Source organism: Argonema antarcticum A004/B2, assembly GCF_023333585.1.
Taxonomy (GTDB): Bacteria; Cyanobacteriota; Cyanobacteriia; order Cyanobacteriales; family Aerosakkonemataceae; genus Argonema; species Argonema antarcticum.
In genome coordinates this window covers 60806-80694 of record NZ_JAIQZN010000025.1, presented here as the reverse complement: position 1 = coordinate 80694, position 19889 = coordinate 60806, and the positions used below count along the sequence as shown (strand labels likewise).

Genomic DNA, 19889 nt, shown 5'->3' with positions numbered 1-19889 from the left:
ACCTTATTATCAGCGAGGTCGAAGAGCCGAAAAGCTTATTCAGTCTACTTTTGAGCTATAGTTGTCGCCCCTTCAGGTTCTGAAGTGCCAATGCCGTCTAGCTATACATTACTTTTAGCTACCCTTTTCAGGAGGTTCACTTGAAGACTTCATCAACTCTGTTAGCGCTTCGGACATAGATTTCGGGTTCATGAAAAGAATTTTAGAATTGGGGCTATCCCCCAGTTTAAAGTTGGCATCTACATATTTTTGAGCTAATAAAAACTGTAAAACTTCCTTACCATTAGGTTGGGAGTTCAAAACTTCAGAAATGAGCTTCATATATTCCGCAGTACCTTCAGCTTCCAACATGGCTGCCCGTTTTTTGATCTGCGCTGCTTTCTCCTGTTCCATCGACTCCAGAACATTCGGGGCTGGTAAGATATCTTGAATTTCTACGCGAGTAACTTTGACACCCCAAGGCTCGGTAGCTTCATCCAATTCCTTCAAGAGTTCCTGATTAATCTTCTTTCTACTCGAAAAAGTTTGCTCTAATTCCATCTGACCAATTTCAGATCGCAGCATAGTCAAAACTAGGTTTTTAATCGCTCTTTCGACATCATCAATAGCATAATAGGCTTTCTTTAAATCCAGAATTCGCCAATAGATTACGGCATCAGCTTTGAGAGAAACATTATCTTTAGTAATGGCTTCTTGGGGAGGGATGTCTAAAACTTGCTCCCGTGTCGTCTCTTCCCAAGCTATGATGTCAAGAAAAGGAACGATTAAATTAATGCCTGCTTTCAGTGTACGACTGTATTTGCCCAATCGCTCTACCAAAGCTTCATATCCTTGATTGATAATTTTCACTGAGCCTATTGTGTAACCAATCACCACTAAGGCAATCGCGGCAATAATTGCGCCCATAAAATTTCTCTTTTGCTAGTATTATTGGATGAGAGGATTTTGGATGAGAGGATTTTGGATTGAGTTATTGGTTCTCCCGTACTATGGTGATAACTTTAGCTAATCTATTCGTAGGTTGGGTTGAGCATAGCGTTACCCAACAACTTAGACTAATAAGTTGGGTTTCGTTCCTCAACCCAACCTACAACTATAATTGATCTAATTTTATGGTACAGCTGCTAAATTAAGCCATTGGGATACAATTGGCGGTAGCGCTGCATTGAGGCGAAGTGCTATTTCTGGGGTGGAGAGGGATTGGGCGTAAGCTGGTGTCAAAAATGGTTCGTAGGTTTTAGCTTCAGGGGTGAGCTGTTTGATGAAGGCTAAACTGACACCTTTAAGCAGCTGGCGGAGGGGTTCGGCGTCTTCTCCAAGACGTTCTTTGAGGAAAGTATTTCTACCGTAATTGCCTGGGTTCCCAACGCTTAAGTGAGTTGCACCAATTGCTGTTAAAAGATATTTATTACCGCCGATCTGGGTAAAAGGTTGCAGTTGATGCCTAATGGCTGGGGTAAAGGCGTCTTCGGTACTAGCTAGAATGAGTGTGGGAATTTTCACTTTTTTCAGACCAGTTTTACCAAATAGCTGACCGACGAGGGGATTGAGCGCGATCGCACTCTTAACGCGATCGTCTCGCAGCTGTACCTTATTATTGGGCAAATTAGCGGCGGCACACTGCAACCACTCACCTGGAGATGGTAATATCGACGAGTTTAACGAGATATTTTCGCCGTTTGCAGAGGTTCTAGTTAAATTGGCTCGTAAAAGAGATTTACAGCTCTGTCGCAATTCGTCTAAATTAAGCTCAGATCCGGCTAGGGCTAAGGCGGTATAACCTCCCAGAGAATGACCGATAACGCTAACTTGCTGGGTGTTAAATTTCCCCTGTAGCGAACCTGGTTGGACATTGAGTTCTGCCAGTTTATCTAGCAAAAAGCTGATATCTTTAGATCCGTCTAGGAACTCACTGGGCGATATTAAACTGCTGGGGTTGTCGCTGACGGATGCCTTAGATACCGTGTTAAAGTTGCTGCCGGGATGCTCTATGGCTGCTACGGTGATGCCGTGAGAAGCTAGATGACGGGCGATATACTCCAAAAATGTTCGATCGGCCCCAAAACCGTGGGAAAGGACTACTAGCGGGTTAGGAGAGTTTTGAGTTGAAGAATTATCGCTATAGTAAATATCTACTAGAATTCTACGTTCCCTTTGCCGATCGCGAAAGGTTCGCGTTTGCTTAATTACCCTTTCTTCACCGGGGATAGCTGGGTCAAAAGCCGCACGAAACTGGGGACTGGTGACGCTGAGTTCCCGCTCTAATAAGGGGCCAAGAGCGTGGCTTTGCCAGTAGGTGGGGTTAAACTGGAGGGCAACTGCGATCGCTTCTGAGGCATCTACCGTCACCGTTTCCCCTGGTATAGCTCGCAAAATGTTAATTAGAGTCAAACCGTTTGCTTGCCGCGCCGCTACCGCTACAGCGGCCTGGATTTGATCGATGGTGACTCCAGGGATAGCACGCCCCAAAGCTGTCAGTAACTGCTGTGACATTGGCGATCGCAACCAATTCTCGATAAACTTGTCTGCCAAGTTGGGGTCTAGTTGCAGACGCTGGGAGAGGGCGTCTCGCACGCTGGAAGTCAAAAGCATGGAAAAAGGTTTGAGTCCACTAGATAACTCGCCAGTTCTAGCAAAGCGATCTAAATCTGAAACCCTTACTGACTGTTCAAAAGGGCCAAGACGTAGCCTCAATCGCTCAGATGCGATCGCAGGTGCCGATATTAAAGTCACAAGTAGAAAGTCTAAAGTCAAAAGAAAAAGAAATGAATTTATTTTTTTTCTTTTCCCCTTTTCCCTTTGAGCAGCTTTAATTAGTGTGTTGGTGGACATAGAAAATATTCTATTAAATGCGACCTGATTTTTTAATGCCATAAAAAAGCCATTTCTTGTTAAATTTCCGAAGCTGCTTTCGCCTCCCATACTAGCTCAAGTTGCTAGTTAGTTGCACTCTGGGTATGTTGTTGCGATGCCGCGCTCTTATCCAAGTTGGTATAAGAGCGCGGCATCGCAACAACGTACCTAATACGAGCCTCAATTATATAATAACTAGCAACTTGCGTGAACTTGCTCAGCATCCGGCTATATGAATGAATACTTCTCGGATATGACTGCGCTGTCGATGTTCCCAGAGGTAGATACCTTGCCAGGTTCCCAGCACCAATTTACCTTGACAAATGGGTATTTGTTCGGATGTTTTTGTCAGGGCTGTGCGGATGTGGGCGGGCATATCATCTGGCCCTTCTGCGTTGTGGATATAGCGTTGACTGTCTTCTGGCACTAGCTTAGCAAAGAAATTTTCCAAATCCCAAAGAACATCGGGATCGGCATTTTCTTGAATGAGTAAACTAGCTGAAGTGTGACGTAAAAACAGGGTACAAAGCCCTATTTCAATTCCAGATTCGCCGACTGCGGCTTCAACTTTGGCAGTGATGTTACACAAGGATTTGCCAGCGGTTTTAATTTTGAGTAATTGTTGGTAACAAGTCATATTTTAGATTGCAAAACTCAAAGAGTCTGGAAATAGTTGACGATCGCCAAAGCGATCGCTTCCGTCCCATCTTTCGGCAACTGCTGAGACTGGCGGGGTGGTTGTAGCGGTTGATGCAGAAATTCCCAGCTACCCCGGAAAAACTCCGATGGGGTCACAATTTGATGGTAAGCATAATTTTGAATACCTTCCAGCAGTAAAGGCGATTCTGCAAAGCCTTCTCGCGTCAGGGAAACGATCGGAAGTTCGAGGCGCAAAGCTTCGGAAAACGTGCTGTATCCAGGTTTGGAAATCACTCGTCCGCAAAACGGCATAAAATCGATGGGGCGGTAGGTGCGATCGGCAATTTGGACTAAATTTGGCAAATCCGGTGTGTCCCTGTCAAGAGTGATGAATTGCCAATCGGGAAATTTAAGTACGTTTTCGTAGGGAATTTCCTGTAAACCCAAGCCGCCAAATGTCAATAAAATGGTTTTGTCAACCGGGGCAGTTATACCAAAGCGAGTTCGCAGTTCATCTAAATTGTGACGTGGATAACCTCCAGTTAAGCCGACATCTGTTATAATTGGAAACCCACTCATCGGTTCGTGGAGAGGCAGACGAAATAAGCGATCGCATTGACTAAAACATTCCCGAATCCAATCGGCAATTTCGATAAATTCTCCTCCCCAAGCCTCATAAATAAAGTCCCAGCCAAAGTTACCCATCATCCAACAAGGTATACCAGCTGCTTTAGCGATCGCACCTGCCAAAGGTGGAATATCTGCCAGCATTAAACCAACTCGATTTTGACGGATAAAGCTGGCTTCAGCAGCGACAATAGATTTTTGCTGGGTCTGGATTTGCCGCAGTTTTTCCAGCGTGGCAGTTTTATCCATATTCAAGCTATCGGATTGAATAACGCCCACATCAAAACCGCGAGGACGATGTATAAAATCTCCTGTAATGTAGTTATCTAGCAACCAACGCGGTGTCGTTGTCACCATAATTAATAAAATTTCGGGATCTAATCGCTGAACTTCTGCGGCGACGGATGCAGCCCTGACGGCATGACCGAAACCGTGATTGGTGATGGCAACGTATAAGATTGGTTTCTTAGACATATATCGGATTTGAGAGGCTAGGGAAACAAGAGTTGATTTTAGGAATGAATTAGCTCTCAATTTCTCAACTAGAAGATTGCTAGAGCAGTCAAAGCCACCAAACAGACTAACTGAATAACTAAGCTTAAGAGCCGGAATATCGGATTGAGCCCAGCTATGTGAATCAATGAATGCACAAGCCGAAATACGATGTACAAAACAATAAGCGAATCTACCGTTGTTCCAGATACGCCTCGAACTGTGAGCAGAAACACAACTCCTATATACAAAGGAAGGTTTTCTACTAAGTTAGACTGTACCCGAAATAGTCGCCAAAGCAAGCTTTCGTCATTTTGTGTTCCGAAATCTTTTGGAGATCCCCCAGCGGATAAATGCCGAATCCTGACCGCGAGCAGAAGAGCAACGACAGCAATCGTCCAGATGATGAAAATTGCTAGACCCCAGAGCGGGAAGGTCATATCGATAGTAGGCATGACTGAACTCATAAACTTCATCTCGGTAAACGTACTGTTGCTACTTTAGCGTTTATCTCACAAATCAATCTTTAAATTATCTCAAAGCTCTTCCGTCTGGTCACGAAACCCAACATCAATCGATTCATGTCTGATGTTGGGTTAAGCGATAGCGAAACCCAACCTACAATTCTACAATTCTGATTTTTTTAACCGCTGTTTGAATGCTTTTAAAGGAGTATATATAGCTAGGGACTAGGGGCTAGGGACTAGGGAAGAGGGAAGAGGGAAGAGGAAAAAGCTTCCTCTGTAAGGGATTATGGACTAAAGGTAACAGTTGGAGTTGCCTTTATCGCCCTAAAGTTGCTATATGAGCGCCAACATTACCATTATATTACAATACCATAAAATTCTATAATAGCAATACAATTTTGCGGCAATTTTGGTGGTCAGGCTGGTTAATTTGGCGTCGTTAAACTTTAAATTTGGAAATAACATCTACTAGCCGATCGATTTCAGCCGTTGTTGTGAAATAATGAACGCAGGCTCGCACGCAGTCGGGATAATGAATGGTTCGGATCAGGAAGCTTCGATCTGACAACAACTGCATCAACTGCTGATGGGAAACGCCGCCTAGCAATTGGAAAGAAACCAGACCGGACTCTGGCGGGGATTTTCGCAGACAGTTAACTTTGGGAAGTTCGGATAACTGTTGCCAGAGGTACTTGGTTAAAGAGAGAATTTGTTGATAGCGTTCCTGCTGGTCACCCGATTGTTGATGGGTGGCGATCGCAGTTCTCAGTCCAGCATACAACGGGTAGGCAGAGGTAGCTACTTCAAATCTTCGCCCATCCGGTTGCCAGTTACGATCGTTATATTGGAGACTCCGCCAACCAATAAAGGTGGGATGCAGGCTTTCCAAGGCTTCGGGTCGCACGTAAAGACCGCCGATCCCTTCGGGGCCACACCACCATTTGTGACCTGTGAAGGCATAAAAGTCTGCGCCCAATTCACTAAGATTTAAGGGTAGCATCCCCACAGACTGGGCGGCATCAACTAGAATTCTGGTGTCAGAACTATTTTGCTGGCAGGCTTTGACAATATCGGCAAGTGGCAAGAGTTGACCAGTATTCCAGAGGATATGGCTTAATACTACCAACTTGGTATTCGATCGCAGATGCTGGGTAATAGCTGCTAGAGGATCTCCTTCATTCAAAGTTGCCATTAGATTGCAAATGTCAATTTCGATGCCAAAGCGCCGCTGAATTTCCCCTACAGCTGCTACAATGCCGGGATGTTCGCATTCAGACATCAGCAAGCGATCGCCAGCTTTCCAGTCGATTCCCCACAAGGCGATGTTGCAACCTACAGTGACATCTTCGGTTAAGGTGATGGTTTCAGGTGTAACGCCTAATTCAGATGCGATCGCTTCTCTAGTTCGATTCGCCTCCTCCACTACCCAAGCATACACCTCTGGCGAAAACGGCCCTGCACACTGGATATATTGATAGGATTGGTAGATAGCGTCCATTGCCGCTTGGGGCATTGGCCCTTGACCGCCGTAATTGAAATAAGCTTTATTCGCCAAAGCGGGAAATTTTTGGCGATATTGTTCTAATAAAGTTTGTGCTGAAAAAACGTTCGTCATACCCAGACCCAGATTTTTTATCCCCAGCTAGCTGCATAAATCAGGATACCGTCATTTGTTGCCGCCGATTTCTTGCTAGTGTAGAGCCATGTTGCTAACTGCCGAACTGCTGCTGCACTACCAACGCTGTAATCGACGAGCGTTTCTTGATGTCTGTGGAGACCGCACCAAGCGGGAACTTCCGAGTGACTTTCATTTGAAACTGCTACAAGACCGTTTCGCTCATCAAAAAACTTTTCTAGCAGAAGAGGTTTATCATCAGCCTATCTACGCCAAGGGAGATTGGCAAGCTGGTGCGATCGCTACTCTAGCATTAATGGAGCAGGGAGTCGATCGCATCCACAAAGGCGTACTTCTGACTGAAATGGCGATCGCGCAAAGGGAGGAATTTTTTAACTCAAAACTCAGTCAAGGCGAAGAATTTGCTGAGAAAGACATTGCATCTGACCAACAAATTATCGCAGCAAATGCTTCGCCCCTACTACCTTCCGGCCCGGTCGTCCTTCTCAGCCGTCCAGATTTGTTGGTTAAACAGCCAGGACAATCTCGTTTTGGTGATTGGCTTTACGTTCCAGTAGACATTCAATTGGGTAAACGTGCCAAGCTGGATTATCAAATCATAGCAGCATTTCACGCTCAGGTACTGGCACAAGTGCAACAGGCAATGCCCGCAACAGCGTGGCTAATTTTGCGAGAAAAAGGTGCATATCCAGTGAATTTGGATATCAGGATGTCTCAGATGCAGATAATTCTAGAAGAATGCAGCCAAGTATTGCTTAAAGAACAGGAACCAGAGGTTTTTATCAGTCGTCAGCGGTGCAGTATTTGCGGGTGGTATAACTACTGTTATGAGATAGCAAAATCTCAGCAACACCTCTCACTGTTACCCGGTGTTACCCCCAGCCGCTACACTTATTTGCAAGCACTTAATTTGACAACATTGTCATCTCTGGCAAATGTTAGTTTAAGCGTACTGGAAGAAGTTTTCGATCGGGAAGTGGCTGTGCAGTTGGTGCGGCAAGCCCAATCTGTGTTAGAAAATCGGGCGATTTTGATATCGCCTCAGCCTTTAAATTTACCGACTGCGACTGTTGAATTGTATTTCGATATTGAAGCTGAGCCAGATTTAGATATAGCTTATCTTTTGGGAGTACTGGTTGTCGATCGCGAAGCTAAAACTGAGAAATTTTATCCTTTTTTGGCAGAACAACCGGAAGATGAGGCGTCAACTTGGCAGCAATTTTTAGATTTGGTGTGGACTTATCCTTTAGCGCCAATTTTCCATTTCTGCGATTACGAAGTTCTGGCTGTGCGGCGGCTGGCTGGGCGCTACAATACACCAAACCATTTGTGGAAACCGTTGCTAACTCGCTTTGTGGATATCCATGAGGGGATCTGTTCTGGGGTGACTTTGCCAGTGGAAAATTACACTCTTAAAGCGATCGCACGTTGGCTGGGTTTTGAGTGGCGCGATGCCAAGGCAAATGGCGCTCAGGCCATTTACTGGTACGATCTGTGGTTGAAGACGTGCGATCGCACTTTGCTCGACAAAATTGTCCTATACAACGAAGATGACTGTCGCGCCACCCACCATGTCAAAGATTGGTTAGCGAACGCTGTACAGAATTCGGTTCAAATTAACGCTGGATAAATATAGTAAACTGATATTATACAAGAGTAGGTACTTGACCAATGGTTGTTAATAAAAGTCCAAATTACATCTCTCCAGAAGAATATCTCGCAGGAGAGGAGCTAAGTCCAATCAAACACGAATACATTTGCGGACAAGTCTACGCAATGGCAGGGGCAAGCGACCCCCATGTTACTATTTCCCTCAACTTGGCTTCAGCGTTAAGAAATCATGTGCGCGGGAGGGGTTGTCGTGTCTATATGTCAGACATGAAGGCACAGATTGAAACACTTAATATTTTTTATTATCCTGATGTAATGGTAAGTTGCGATCAACGGGATAGAGCATTTCAATCTTTCAAACAATATCCTTGTTTGATTGTAGAAGTATTGTCTAGAGGAACTGAAGGATTCGATCGCGGTGATAAGTTTGGTGATTACCAAGAATTAGAGACACTGCAAGAATATGTGCTGATTAGCCAAAAGCGCCAGCGTGTTGAGTGTTTCCGTCGCAATCCTGAAGGACTTTGGGTATTACAAACATATAGGCAGGGAAGCGAAATTTACTTAGCAAGCGTTGACTTTCGCGTTAGCATTGATGCTTTGTATGAAGATGTGGAATTCACAGAAAATGAAAGTGAATAGCTAACTTTCGACTGACTTTCTAGCTAGTACAAAAAAGGTTGTAAAATCATTCCAAATACCTTTATCTGTCGCTAAAGCCTCAATTTTGGCAATATATTCAGCTTGAAATTGCTCTAATTGTTCTGGTGAAATCTGCAACTGCGGCGTAATCAAATTATTGTTCGAGAGTTGATTCCACAAATTTTTTGCATCGCTGACGCTCATATAATAACCAAATTGCTCGGTTGTCAGTTCGATATTTTCAAAACCTGCCTCCTGCAACATTTTACGACACTTTTCTGGGGTATTCAGCGGTTCTTTTAAATCTGGAATCGAGATACCATAGTTTGGCGCGATCGCCACAAACAACTCAGGTACGCTAGGGATACCATCAGGAAAAGTAGAAAATGCCACCAAACCATCTTTTTTGAGGAAACGATACCACGATCGCAATGCGCGGGGAATATCGCTTAAATACACGATCGCCGAAGAACAGAAAATCGCATCGAAAATGTTATTGTCAAAGTTGAGATAATCTGCATCTACTTCAATTAGTTCAACATTTTTCAGATTGGCAGCCTCAATTTTGCGTTGCGCTTGACTTAGCATACCTGGAGAGATATCAACGCCGATAACTTTGCCTTCATCGCCAACGATTTGAGCAGATGCGATCGCAACTATACCCGTACCAGTTGCTACATCTAATATTTGCTGTCCCCTTTCCAATTGTGCTAGTTCAACTAGACGATTTCCGAGACGATAGCGAAAATCATTGTCGTAGCTATTCCTCGAATTAAATTCAGCAATCACTCGCTGCTTGTATTCGTCAATATTTGTGCGATCGATCATTTGTAAAATTCTCCTTGAGATGAGGACTGGGTAGAGGCGAAGCGGCTGCCGATATTTTTGGTTCTTACCAATAAGATAACAAAGCCAAGTGCTTCGCCCTACAGACTAACACACCCTACGAGATTGGTAGATAGATTTATCAAGAGAATACATAACTGCTTTTAGTTCAAGCGGTTTTAGATTTGGCAGTTGACTTTCTTTAAACATAAACTCTTTTTCAAACTTTAAACCAGCTTTTTCCATTACCCGTATAGATGCTTTATTTTCCGCTAAAGCCCAAGCAACAACTCGTTGAACGCCCCATTGAGAGAAACCTTTTTCTACCAATAATCGAGAACATTCTGTTGCATATCCTTTGCCCCATTTATCTCTTTTCAGCCTATATCCCAGAGCAATTTCGTCATCTTTTACCAAATTTATTTCAACAGCAAAGGCATTTTCTATTGCAGGATATAAATGAAACCAGCCCATAAAATCCTGGCTCGATTTTTCGATCGCTGCCCAAATTCCGTAATTTTCATATTTACTATAATACGATCTGATTCTTGGCAAAACCTTTTCTTGAATAAATGCGCGATCGGCTGGATTTCCACCATTGATAAAACGCATTACTTCCGGGTCATTATCCAATGCAAATAAATTATCGGCATCCTCATCATTAAACTGACGCAAAATCAATCTTTCAGTTTCTATAAATCCTTTCATATCTCCTCTATCACCTTTATAATTCATATCATGTCCGGTAGCATCTGTTACCTAAAAAAATAGTGTTCTTATTCTTATCTGTGTTCATCTGCGTTCATCTGTCTTCATCTGTGGTAAAAATTTAACCAAGGATGAAAACAGACAATTTAACGATATCATCCCTTAATGCAGAAACCCAACAAAGGTTAGGGTTTAGGTTTCGTCACCTCAACCCAACCTACGAAAGTTATAGCGATTATCACCTCTACAATTCATCCCTTAATGCAGACAACTTGCTTCAGCGTTGCTACAACTTCCACTAAATCAGATTGATTATTCATCACCTCATCGATCGGTTTATAAGCACCGGGAATTTCATCCAAAACCCCCTCATCTTTACGACACTCCACACCATTAGTTTGCTGAATCAAATCATCCAGCGAAAAGTTAAGTTTCGCCTTATTTCGAGACATCAAACGCCCAGCACCATGAGAACAACTGCAATAACTGTCATGATTTCCCTTACCTTTAACGATGAAAGATTTCGCCCCCATCGAACCGGGAATAATCCCGTAATCTTCCTCACGCGCCCTTACTGCACCCTTGCGAGTGACGTACACCTCCTCACCAAAATGGACTTCTTTTTCCGCATAATTGTGATGGCAATTCACCGACAATAAAGGCTTAGTTTGCTTACCGCCAGCAAGATGTTTTTCAACAATTCGCTTGAACCGAGACATCATCACATCGCGATTAAATCGAGCATAATTTTGCGCCCACTGTAAATCGTTCCAGTAAGCGGCAAATTCTGGTGTACCCGCCACAAAATAAGTCAAATCTGGATCTGGTAAACGTATGTTTGCCAGTTTTGCTAGTTCCTTTCCAGTACCAATATGATTTTGGGCTAGCATATTGCCAATATTGCGGGAACCGGAGTGCAGCATCAACCAAACTTGGTTTTCTGTATCGATGCAAACTTCGATAAAATGGTTTCCTCCACCGAGAGAACCTAACTGTTTCATTGCCTTGCTTTCCAGGTGTTGCACTCCTGGATGAAGTTCCTTGAAATCATGCCAATGTTGCCAGTTAGTTACAGCTTTTTCGACTTCTTTATTCTCGTTGAAGCCAACTGGAATAGCTGCTTCTATCTCCAGGCGGATTTTCTTCAGCTTGCCTTCAAGTTTATCGGCAGTAAATGGTGTTTTGATAGCCATCATGCCGCAGTTGTGAACAAATACGCCCGCACTGAGGGCGAAGTTTCCATATTCTGGAACCGTCAGGCAATAAACATCCTGCTTTTCTTGTAGAGGGATAACGGCTATAACTTTGTGATTATAACCGTGTTGATTTTTCCTGTGGTTGTGAAGTCCAATTGGGGTTTTAATCGGAGAGCCGCAAGTCTCACAGGTGTATAGTCTGTTGGCAATTTCTTTGCTCTTTGCTCTTCCCTTCTCACTCGTGTTGTATTTAGTGAGATATTGTTTTCCTCTTTCACCATTTCCCGATACAGAGGCTTTGAAGTGAGCGGGACGTTCTTGCATATACTGAATAATGTTTTTCGTCCCTCTTTCAGAGTAATATCTGTGACCATCTGGTGTACTGGCTTTAGCAGCTAATGCTTGCTTCCTTTTTGATTGAAACTCTGAAGATTGCCAATGGTTATTCCTTTCTACCAATGAGCGATGGTAAGCAGAGTGGTCTTTATCACCCATAAATTCTAAATTTTCTGGGCGATTGTCAGCTTGCTCAAAGTTTTTGTGGTGGATAACTGTTCTTTGCTCCTTAAAGGAAGGTACTTTGCCTAATAAACCAGAACGAGCAATTATCCAATGTGCTTTTTGCCATTTACCTGAATAAGGTTGCTGAATTAAGATGTAACCATCTTTATCAACTTTGGAATAAAAAGGCATTAAAGATGTACCGGCTTTTAATTCACAGGCTTCCCGATAAGTCCCATCCCTTAGCATGAATTCATGGTCAGGAGTACATTTTATTTCTTCACCGTTATCCAGAATTACCTTTACCAGTTCTGCGTTGTGCCGAGTTAATCGTGCTGTCGCTTTAGCTGCTGCGATTCTAGTTGTCTGTGTGCAGGAGTAGACTATAAAGTCCTGTTTCCAGTTAGCTAGTTCTTTAATTGGATAGGATTTTCCATCTGCCAAAGGAACCAGTGTATCTCCTGTGAAACAACCAATATCCACCCCCACAGCAGCTGGCATAATAGCTTCTTTAGTGGCAATTACAGACCCCACTAAGGCACCTTTGCCCAGGTGAACATCTGGCATCAGCGCTACGTGCTTGAAAACAAATGGTAGGGATGCTACATTCTTTGCCATCTTGGTTTCTTCAGCACCGAGGGCGTGGTTAGCCCAAGAAAGTACTGGCGCTGGAGTTGAAATTTCTAACTTTTCGTAGGGCATATTTTAATAGGGATTAATACAGAACAGCCAGCGCTACCGATAAATATAGTACCGCATTCAAAGACGCGAGTTGTATTCAACTCCAATCCAAATGGCTATAACTCGTTCGCTTGCTAAAGCAGTGGTACGCTGGTATTATTATTATACTACATTATGCACGGGTAGGTCATGTGTGAAAGACGCAAGTGACAGATGATTTTTGAGTAAAAATACTATTAAAATTTGTAAAGAGGGAGGGCCGATCGCGCTACCCCGCAGTCCTGAATCCACTTTGTGTGAGGTCAAGTTGTATGGCGGTTCGTCAAGATACGATTTGGGAAAGGTTTTTAGCGCCGGTGGTTCGGGTTTTCATTGATGAAGAAGGGATACGGCGATTTTATGAAAGTGTTGATTGGGAAAAAGAAAGCGATCGCATCCGCGACCCCAATCTCACCTATCCCTCCTACTACAGTAGCCAAAACTTCCACGGTATAGAGGGCGGATATCTCAACCCCAGTGCTTCAGTTTCCTACGATCCCATCACCCAGTACGTATTGCCACCCAACGAAACCTGGATACGCCAAGGCTTGATAGACGCCATCGACGTACAGCCGCAACGTATTTTAGACTTAGGCTGCGGGACTGGTTCCACAACGCTGATGTTGAAACAAGCTTTTCCCCAGGCAGAAGCGATCGGTTTGGACTTATCGCCGTATATGCTATTGATGGCGAACCATAAAGCCCGAAAAGCACAGCTTAATATCCAGTGGCGACATGGCAATGCGGAACAAACGGGGTTTGCCGATCGCTCTTTTGATGTGGTGACGGCTTCTTTGTTATGCCACGAAACGCCACCAGCAGTAACAAAAGCGATTCTGCGGGAAAGCTTCCGCCTCCTGAAGACAGGAGGACAAGTTTTAATTCTAGATGGCAACCAAAAGACTTTGCGCCAAACGGACTGGTTGAATGATATTTTTGAAGAACCTTATATTAAGGCTTACGCTGCTGGAAATTTGGATGCTTGGATGGGAATGGCAGGCTTTGAAGCGGTGCAAACCCAAGATCTGTGGTGGGTGCATCAGGTGACAAAGGGCATCAAACCTATCTTAGATGAAGAGACATCTAACTCGGTGGCAGTTGTCCGCAATTCTGTGGCGACTGGTAGCACAGCAGAAAGTGATGATTTGGAGGGTTTTCTGGCCCCAGCTTTTACTACATGACATTGAAGGCAGTACTGTTTGATTTTAACGGCATCATCATTAATGATGAGGCGATTCACGAAAAGCTGATCGCGCAGATTTTGATTGAGGAAAATCTGCGATCGAAACCGGGGGAGTACCGACAAGTTTGTCTGGGTAGAAGCGATCGGGCCTGTATCGTCGAACTACTCACTCGTCGGGGTCGCGTTGTCACCGAAAGCTATTTAACCCAACTGATCGCCCGCAAAGCCCAAGCTTACCAGATCGAACTGGGAAAACTGGAAAAATTACCCATTTATCCAGGGTTGGAGGACTTAATTTATAAGCTGCGATCGGCTAAGCTGCGGATGGCGGTGGTCAGCGGTGCCTTACGTTCCGAAGTGGAACTGGTCTTAAATAAAGCTAAGCTGGCCCAAAACTTTGACTTGATTGTAGCCGGAGATGACTTGAAAGCGAGCAAACCCGAACCGGATAGTTATCTGTTGGCGGTGGAAAGATTCAATCAGCAAATTCCCGGTTTTAACCTCGAACCATCCCAGTGTCTGGCGATTGAAGATACTTTTGCTGGGATTACAGCGGCGAAGCTAGCAGGAATACAGGTAGTTGGCGTGGCGAATACCTACCCCTTCCATATGCTCCAGCGTCGGGCCCACTGGACGGTGGATTATCTTACTCATCTAGAATTGGAACGAGTGCAGGAAGTATTTTCCCAGCAGGAACTCCAGGAAACTGTCGCTGAGTGTTAGAATATGTAATGGCAGTTAGCCGATTTTAGATTGGCGATTCAATCCAAAATCCATCCGGGGAATTAGCTCAGTTGGTAGAGCGCTGCGATCGCACCGCAGAGGTCAGGGATTCGAGTTCCCTATTCTCCATAACTTTCTGTCGATATCCTTGTGTGGTTAGATGTTATTTATGAAAAACTAAGTGAATTAATATGAGAAATAACCAAAATGATAGTTATGCGAATCTTCCTGATGAACTTTTGGAAGATATTTTAGAAGATGCTCCCAAAATAGCAGATAAAATTAAACCACTTTTTGAAAAATTACAGCGACAAAGGAAAATATTACATCAAACATTAGACGATAATAATTTAATTTGTAGATTTGGTGATTTAGAAAATCCTCCAATTCCTTCTATTGCTGCGGTTGATGGTGGACAAGCGATTGAAAAATCTATCGGTGCTGATACTTTAATTGCTGTTGGTGTTGGTGTTGAAGGTTTAGTCAGAGAGGATAAACGAAAATGGGGTTCAGTTCAATATAAAAATTGGCAAGATGTACTTCCTCATAGTTCTGAAAGTAATCCTAAAGTAACTAGAGGGGCAATGACGGCTTTAGAATTGTTAGTAATTAGTCAAACTCCCCATGATGTAGTAATTGCAGATGGTTCTCATCAAACACCTGTGATCGGAATTAATAGTTTAACCAGTATGTCAACTTTAGATGAGCCTCATTTACAACAAGTAACATGGGATATAATTAATGAATTTGAGGTTATAGATTCTCTCAAAAAAACCATGACAAATCCTAATGTTGTTTATATGGTTAAATATGATTCTTCGCAAGACATTGGTTTAAGTGTTTTGAAAAATTTTAATTTAACACTTGATGATAAAACAATTATGACATTAATTTTAGAGCCAGATGAATTTACAAAACCTTTGGCTGTCGGTCAAACACCTAAAACAAAACAAGTTTGGAGCGATCTGTATATTTCAGTTTCCAACAAATTCGATTTTCATGGCAAAAGAGAAAGTATTAAAGAAGAATTAAACAAAGCCCTTGCTTTACCTAAAAATCAAAAGGTGTATTTTACTTACTATAAACCTTATAAATGGTCTCCTGCCTATAGAATAGAAATGAAAGAAAGCTGTGCTACAACAGAGATTGAACTTGCTAAAGTTTTAAAAGGAGTTAAGGAGCAAGTTGTTACTACTGAAATCAAAGAACCTTATCCCCAGTATTTAGCTGATATGATGGCTAAAAGCATTAGTGGTGGTTTAGAAGCATTAAGAGCAGTGGTACAATATCAATTTAGTGATAACCCTGATTTTCTTCAACTACTCACCCAATCCTACAGAACTTAAGTAATATTTAGGAGGAATTATGAATGTACTTGATTTACTCAATAATCATTCAGATGAATTTAACATTGGTAGTGTGGGTTCACCAAGTAATACCACAGAAATTCTTATGGACATTAATCAAAAAAGCGAAAAAAAGAGAAATTTAGGACAATTAGTCTGCCTTGTGCAACCACAGGAACAAGATAAATTGGTTGTTATTGGACAAATTAGTGAAATAGAAACCAAAAATCGTTGGCATGAAGATTTAACATTTAGAGGTATCATTAAACGTAGAGGTTCACTCCCTCATTTAAGCGAAAAAGCTGACGTAAGAACAGCTACATTAAATGTACAAGCTTGTTTCAGTATTGCACCCGATGGTAAAATTAGTGAAGGAATATTAGGAACATCTCCAGCCACAGGCACTCCTATTTTTTCGGTTCGAGATGAAATTTTAGATAACCTTTTAGTACAGTATAAAAATCAAATTCTTTATTTAGGTCATGCTTATGCTACTGATGTGAAAATGCCTCTGTGGTTAAAGCATTTTGATAGAGATCCAAAAGATGCTAAAGATGATGAAAAAACAGGTGCAGGAGAGGCTTATCATATAGGTGTTTTTGGTAAAAGCGGTTCAGGAAAATCAGGTTTAGCGGCTTATATGTTGTTAGGATATGCTAGACATAAAAACATGGGAATTATTTTTATCGATCCTCAAAATCAATTTGCTAGTGATAAAGATTTACCATTTGAATTGCATGATTCCTTAAAAAAATTAGGTAGAAAAGTTGAAGTTTATAGTTTAACTAATCAAATTAGACTAGGAACAAAAAGTAATGCTGTAAGCCTGTTTGCTTCTATTTTGTTGAAGGCAGATTTTTATGGTTATGCTACATCTTTCTGGACGATTCCTGTAACAAATGGTTATGGACGAAGAATACGTTTTTTAGTATTTGACGAACAGAATGATAAGTTAATTGGTATTTTTGGATTGAGTGATCCTGTTATTGCTTTAGGAATAAGAGATCAATATATTGGTTGGACAAAAGAACAAAGATTACAAAGATTATATAATTGTATGACAGCCTATATTTTAGGAGCCGTACCACCTTATAATTTAATTCTTGGAGGTAAACTGATTGCTTTATGCTTAATGTTTCCAGAAGTTAGACAAGTTTTTCATAATAAATACAAAGATAAAATATCTCTCATCTCTGGGGAAAATAAACAAGCCAATCTTGTATATATAGATACTTTGGGAGCTTTTGGTAAATCTGCTATATATAATCGCTTAATGAATTGGAGATTTCATGGTTATACAAAAGGTCAAAGTCATTTACATATAACAGCTAATGGAAGTTGGGAATTAATTAAACAAGTCGTTCCTAAAGATTTTTTTAATAGCTATAAATTTGGTCAAGGTTCAAATTGGAAAATGAGAGTTTTAAGAAAAGGACTGCAAGAATTAGGATTGTCAGAAGATATAGTAAGTATTGGTTGGCAAAGGGGATATTATAGTTGTCCATCAGCAGAAAATTGGCAAGAATATCTTTTAGGAGAATCAAATATACCAAAATGGAAAGACTTTAACAAAAATGAATTAATCGAATATTGGCAGAATAGATGGATAATACCAAGGTTAGAAAAATTAAATAATTCTTTAAAAGTAGATTAATATGATAAAAAGATTTTATTTATCTTTATTAATCATAAAATCATCGCGTACCTCTGCCAAAATCGAGCGATTGCTAACCGCCTTCCCAGCCTCCCGAACCTTACGACTGCTAACTTTTGCCTCATCCAAAGACAATTGCTCTGTTTGTAAATCTTGGGCATAAGCACGGGCTAAAAATACCTCTTTCTCCCCTTGAGTTTGATAGACCAAGCCAAGACTGTTGTAATGGCAAGTGGTCAAACAATGTGGCACTCGACAATTGCAAATATTTTTAAGATTAAGTTTGTATCGAAGACTTAACTTTATTATCGCTTAGTTTTATAGGTGGTCTATTATAGGCAGCCTGTAATGGATTAGTTGGAATTGGCATAGTGCAGGGAGTTGTGCAAGTTGGGTATTTGTTGAGAAAAGTAGAATAGTAACTTAAGTTGTTAGTGGATTACCTAAAGGTATGTTGTTGCGCTTTAGCGCTCTTACTATAACTCAGATAAGAGCGCTAAAGTGCAACAACGTACCTAATTTCAGCCTGAATTATATAACGCCGCAACTTGCGTTAGTACCCTGTCTTTAGCTTTTCCAAAATTAGTGATACAATAGGGATAACAAAAATTATCAAAAGCGCGAATAATTTAATATGACTCAAGAACTCGTCACAATCGAAACCGACACAAAACTGATGACTATCGATGAGTTTCTGGATTGGTATCCAGATGGCTATGGTCGTTTTGAACTACATAATGGAGAAATTATTGAAATGCAACCAACAGGAACGCACGAACGGGTAACATCAGAATTAGCGGCTGAGTCATTAATTGAAATTCGGCGATTAAAACTTCCTTATTTCGTTGCTAGGCAATGTGTAGTGAAACCTATTGATTCCGATAAGTCATGCTATATTCCAGATGTGATTATTTTGGATGAAAAGGCGCTAGAAAATGAACCACTGTGGAAGAAACGATCTTTAATTACTAAAGGTGAATCAGCGCGATTAGTGATTGAAGTGGTGAGTACTAATTGGCAAGATGATTATTTGATGAAATTAGGTGAATATGAAAAAATGGGAATTCCCGAATATTGGATTGTTGATTATTTGGGTTTGGGTGGTAGGCGTTACATTGGTAATCCGAAACAGCCAACAATTTCAGTTTATCAAATGGTTGATGGAGAGTATATGGTTAGGCAATTTAGAGATAACGAACAAATTGAATCGGCAATATTTCCAGAATTGAATTTGATGGCGGAACAAATATTTAAAATTGGGCAATAATTAGGTAAAAATTAAGATTAGAAAATAGGAGGCGATCGCAATGGTCGTAACAACCAATAATCATTCCCAGGTGGAACCTGGGAACGAGAAACACTAGAAACGAGAAATTAGTGATATAATAACAAAAGTTATTAAAAGCGCGAACAATTTAATATGTCTCAAGAACTTGTCACAATCGAAACAGACACAAAACTGATGACTCTCGATGAGTTTCTGGATTGGTATCCAGATGGCTACGGTCGTTTTGAACTACATAATGGAGAAATTATTGAAATGCAACCAACAGGAACGCACGAACGGGTAACATCATTTCTCGCACTCAAACAGGGAATCGAAATTGAACGGCTAGCACTTCCTTATTTTGTTGCTAGGCAATGTGTAGTGAAACCTAGCGATTCGGATAAGTCATGCTATATTCCAGATGTGATTATTTTGGATGAAAAGGCGCTAGAAAATGAACCACTGTGGAAGAAAAGATCTTTAATTACCAAGGGTGAATCAGCGCGATTAGTGATTGAAGTGGTGAGTACTAATTGGCAAGATGATTATTTGATGAAATTAGGTGAATATGAAAAAATGGGAATTCCCGAATATTGGATTGTTGATTATTTGGGTTTGGGTGGTAGGCGTTACATTGGTAATCCGAAACAGCCAACAATTTCAGTTTATCAAATGGTTGATGGAGAGTATATGGTTAGGCAATTTAGAGATAACGAACAAATTGAATCGGCAATATTTCCAGAATTGAATTTGATGGCGAAACAAATATTTAAAATTGGGCAATAATTAGGTAAAGTTA

General features: G+C 41.6%; 18 protein-coding genes and 1 tRNA gene. 9 read left to right on the top strand and 10 right to left on the bottom strand.

Annotation, left to right across the window (positions count from 1 at the left end; all coding sequences use genetic code 11):
- Positions 1–114 precede the first annotated feature (114 nt).
- The 6 genes from LAY57_RS13370 to LAY57_RS13345 form a co-directional block, all read right to left on the bottom strand.
- Entirely contained in the window at positions 115–906 is a 792-nt protein-coding gene (locus LAY57_RS13370; protein WP_249067272.1) for an SPFH domain-containing protein, read from the bottom strand.
- Between the two features lie 204 nt (positions 907–1110).
- A complete protein-coding gene (locus LAY57_RS13365) occupies positions 1111–2733 on the bottom strand; it encodes an alpha/beta hydrolase (RefSeq protein ID WP_249067271.1) in 1623 nt (540 codons plus the stop codon).
- Between the two features lie 337 nt (positions 2734–3070).
- On the bottom strand, positions 3071–3490 hold the full coding sequence (locus LAY57_RS13360) for a secondary thiamine-phosphate synthase enzyme YjbQ (RefSeq protein WP_249067270.1): 420 nt from the start codon (positions 3488–3490) through the stop codon (positions 3071–3073).
- Between the two features lie 17 nt (positions 3491–3507).
- A complete protein-coding gene (locus LAY57_RS13355; RefSeq protein ID WP_249067269.1) occupies positions 3508–4593 on the bottom strand; it encodes a glycosyl transferase in 1086 nt (361 codons plus the stop codon).
- Between the two features lie 68 nt (positions 4594–4661).
- Positions 4662–5078: an MAPEG family protein gene (locus LAY57_RS13350; RefSeq protein WP_249067268.1), complete on the bottom strand. Its 417-nt coding sequence runs from the start codon at positions 5076–5078 to the stop codon at positions 4662–4664.
- A 439-nt stretch (positions 5079–5517) separates the two neighbouring features.
- Complete coding sequence (locus tag LAY57_RS13345; RefSeq protein WP_249067267.1) at positions 5518–6693, bottom strand: aminotransferase class V-fold PLP-dependent enzyme; 1176 nt, start codon at positions 6691–6693, stop codon at positions 5518–5520.
- An 88-nt stretch (positions 6694–6781) separates the two neighbouring features.
- Here LAY57_RS13345 and LAY57_RS13340 point away from each other — a divergent pair, with 88 nt between their 5' ends.
- Positions 6782–8344: a TM0106 family RecB-like putative nuclease gene (locus tag LAY57_RS13340; RefSeq protein ID WP_249067266.1), complete on the top strand. Its 1563-nt coding sequence runs from the start codon at positions 6782–6784 to the stop codon at positions 8342–8344.
- Between the two features lie 41 nt (positions 8345–8385).
- Positions 8386–8967 carry a Uma2 family endonuclease gene (locus LAY57_RS13335; RefSeq protein WP_249067265.1) on the top strand — a complete coding sequence of 194 codons (582 nt, stop codon included), beginning with the start codon at positions 8386–8388 and terminating at the stop codon, positions 8965–8967.
- On the opposite strand, the gene LAY57_RS13330 is transcribed toward LAY57_RS13335, so the two are convergent.
- The 3 genes from LAY57_RS13330 to LAY57_RS13320 all read right to left on the bottom strand — a co-directional run bounded on the left by LAY57_RS13330 (position 8968) and on the right by LAY57_RS13320 (position 12899).
- Positions 8968–9795, bottom strand: coding sequence for a class I SAM-dependent methyltransferase (locus LAY57_RS13330; RefSeq protein ID WP_249067264.1), 828 nt, complete (start codon positions 9793–9795; stop codon positions 8968–8970).
- 105 nt (positions 9796–9900) lie between these two features.
- On the bottom strand, positions 9901–10527 hold the full coding sequence (locus LAY57_RS13325; RefSeq protein WP_249067263.1) for a GNAT family N-acetyltransferase: 627 nt from the start codon (positions 10525–10527) through the stop codon (positions 9901–9903).
- Between the two features lie 224 nt (positions 10528–10751).
- Positions 10752–12899 carry an intein-containing RctB family protein gene (locus tag LAY57_RS13320; RefSeq protein WP_249067262.1) on the bottom strand — a complete coding sequence of 716 codons (2148 nt, stop codon included), beginning with the start codon at positions 12897–12899 and terminating at the stop codon, positions 10752–10754.
- 290 nt (positions 12900–13189) lie between these two features.
- On the opposite strand from LAY57_RS13320, the gene LAY57_RS13315 reads away from it, so the two are divergent.
- The 5 genes from LAY57_RS13315 to LAY57_RS13295 all read left to right on the top strand — a co-directional run bounded on the left by LAY57_RS13315 (position 13190) and on the right by LAY57_RS13295 (position 17823).
- The gene (locus LAY57_RS13315) at positions 13190–14098 is read left to right on the top strand and encodes a class I SAM-dependent methyltransferase (RefSeq protein ID WP_249067261.1); all 909 of its coding nucleotides are present in this window, start codon (positions 13190–13192) and stop codon (positions 14096–14098) included.
- A complete protein-coding gene (locus tag LAY57_RS13310) occupies positions 14095–14823 on the top strand; it encodes an HAD family hydrolase (RefSeq protein WP_249067260.1) in 729 nt (242 codons plus the stop codon). The genes LAY57_RS13315 and LAY57_RS13310 overlap by 4 nt, the downstream gene beginning before the upstream one ends.
- A gap of 56 nt (positions 14824–14879) precedes the next feature.
- Positions 14880–14952 (top strand) — tRNA-Ala (locus LAY57_RS13305).
- Between the two features lie 62 nt (positions 14953–15014).
- Entirely contained in the window at positions 15015–16169 is a 1155-nt protein-coding gene (locus LAY57_RS13300; RefSeq protein ID WP_249067259.1) for a DNA double-strand break repair nuclease NurA, read from the top strand.
- 19 nt (positions 16170–16188) lie between these two features.
- Positions 16189–17823 (top strand): Druantia anti-phage system protein DruA, encoded by a 1635-nt coding sequence (locus LAY57_RS13295; protein WP_249067258.1) that lies wholly within the window; start codon positions 16189–16191, stop codon positions 17821–17823.
- 15 nt (positions 17824–17838) lie between these two features.
- Here LAY57_RS13295 and LAY57_RS13290 read toward each other — a convergent pair whose 3' ends face one another.
- Complete coding sequence (locus LAY57_RS13290; RefSeq protein WP_249067257.1) at positions 17839–18075, bottom strand: hypothetical protein; 237 nt, start codon at positions 18073–18075, stop codon at positions 17839–17841.
- 382 nt (positions 18076–18457) lie between these two features.
- On the opposite strand from LAY57_RS13290, the gene LAY57_RS13285 reads away from it, so the two are divergent.
- Both LAY57_RS13285 and LAY57_RS13280 read left to right on the top strand, forming a co-directional pair.
- On the top strand, positions 18458–19090 hold the full coding sequence (locus tag LAY57_RS13285) for a Uma2 family endonuclease (RefSeq protein ID WP_249067256.1): 633 nt from the start codon (positions 18458–18460) through the stop codon (positions 19088–19090).
- Positions 19091–19243: 153 nt separating this feature from the next.
- A complete protein-coding gene (locus LAY57_RS13280) occupies positions 19244–19876 on the top strand; it encodes a Uma2 family endonuclease (RefSeq protein ID WP_249067255.1) in 633 nt (210 codons plus the stop codon).
- Positions 19877–19889: the final 13 nt, after the last annotated feature.

Coding starts and splice junctions, on each gene's coding strand:
- LAY57_RS13345 (WP_249067267.1), bottom strand. CDS start 6,693: ATGACGAACGTTTTTTCAGCACAAACTTTATTAGAACAATATCGCCAA.
- LAY57_RS13295 (WP_249067258.1), top strand. CDS start 16,189: ATGAATGTACTTGATTTACTCAATAATCATTCAGATGAATTTAACATT.
- LAY57_RS13330 (WP_249067264.1), bottom strand. CDS start 9,795: ATGATCGATCGCACAAATATTGACGAATACAAGCAGCGAGTGATTGCT.
- LAY57_RS13335 (WP_249067265.1), top strand. CDS start 8,386: ATGGTTGTTAATAAAAGTCCAAATTACATCTCTCCAGAAGAATATCTC.
- LAY57_RS13320 (WP_249067262.1), bottom strand. CDS start 12,899: ATGCCCTACGAAAAGTTAGAAATTTCAACTCCAGCGCCAGTACTTTCT.
- LAY57_RS13370 (WP_249067272.1), bottom strand. CDS start 906: ATGGGCGCAATTATTGCCGCGATTGCCTTAGTGGTGATTGGTTACACA.
- LAY57_RS13315 (WP_249067261.1), top strand. CDS start 13,190: ATGGCGGTTCGTCAAGATACGATTTGGGAAAGGTTTTTAGCGCCGGTG.
- LAY57_RS13300 (WP_249067259.1), top strand. CDS start 15,015: ATGAGAAATAACCAAAATGATAGTTATGCGAATCTTCCTGATGAACTT.
- LAY57_RS13350 (WP_249067268.1), bottom strand. CDS start 5,078: ATGAGTTCAGTCATGCCTACTATCGATATGACCTTCCCGCTCTGGGGT.
- LAY57_RS13340 (WP_249067266.1), top strand. CDS start 6,782: ATGTTGCTAACTGCCGAACTGCTGCTGCACTACCAACGCTGTAATCGA.
- LAY57_RS13285 (WP_249067256.1), top strand. CDS start 18,458: ATGACTCAAGAACTCGTCACAATCGAAACCGACACAAAACTGATGACT.
- LAY57_RS13280 (WP_249067255.1), top strand. CDS start 19,244: ATGTCTCAAGAACTTGTCACAATCGAAACAGACACAAAACTGATGACT.
- LAY57_RS13355 (WP_249067269.1), bottom strand. CDS start 4,593: ATGTCTAAGAAACCAATCTTATACGTTGCCATCACCAATCACGGTTTC.
- LAY57_RS13310 (WP_249067260.1), top strand. CDS start 14,095: ATGACATTGAAGGCAGTACTGTTTGATTTTAACGGCATCATCATTAAT.
- LAY57_RS13325 (WP_249067263.1), bottom strand. CDS start 10,527: ATGAATTATAAAGGTGATAGAGGAGATATGAAAGGATTTATAGAAACT.
- LAY57_RS13360 (WP_249067270.1), bottom strand. CDS start 3,490: ATGACTTGTTACCAACAATTACTCAAAATTAAAACCGCTGGCAAATCC.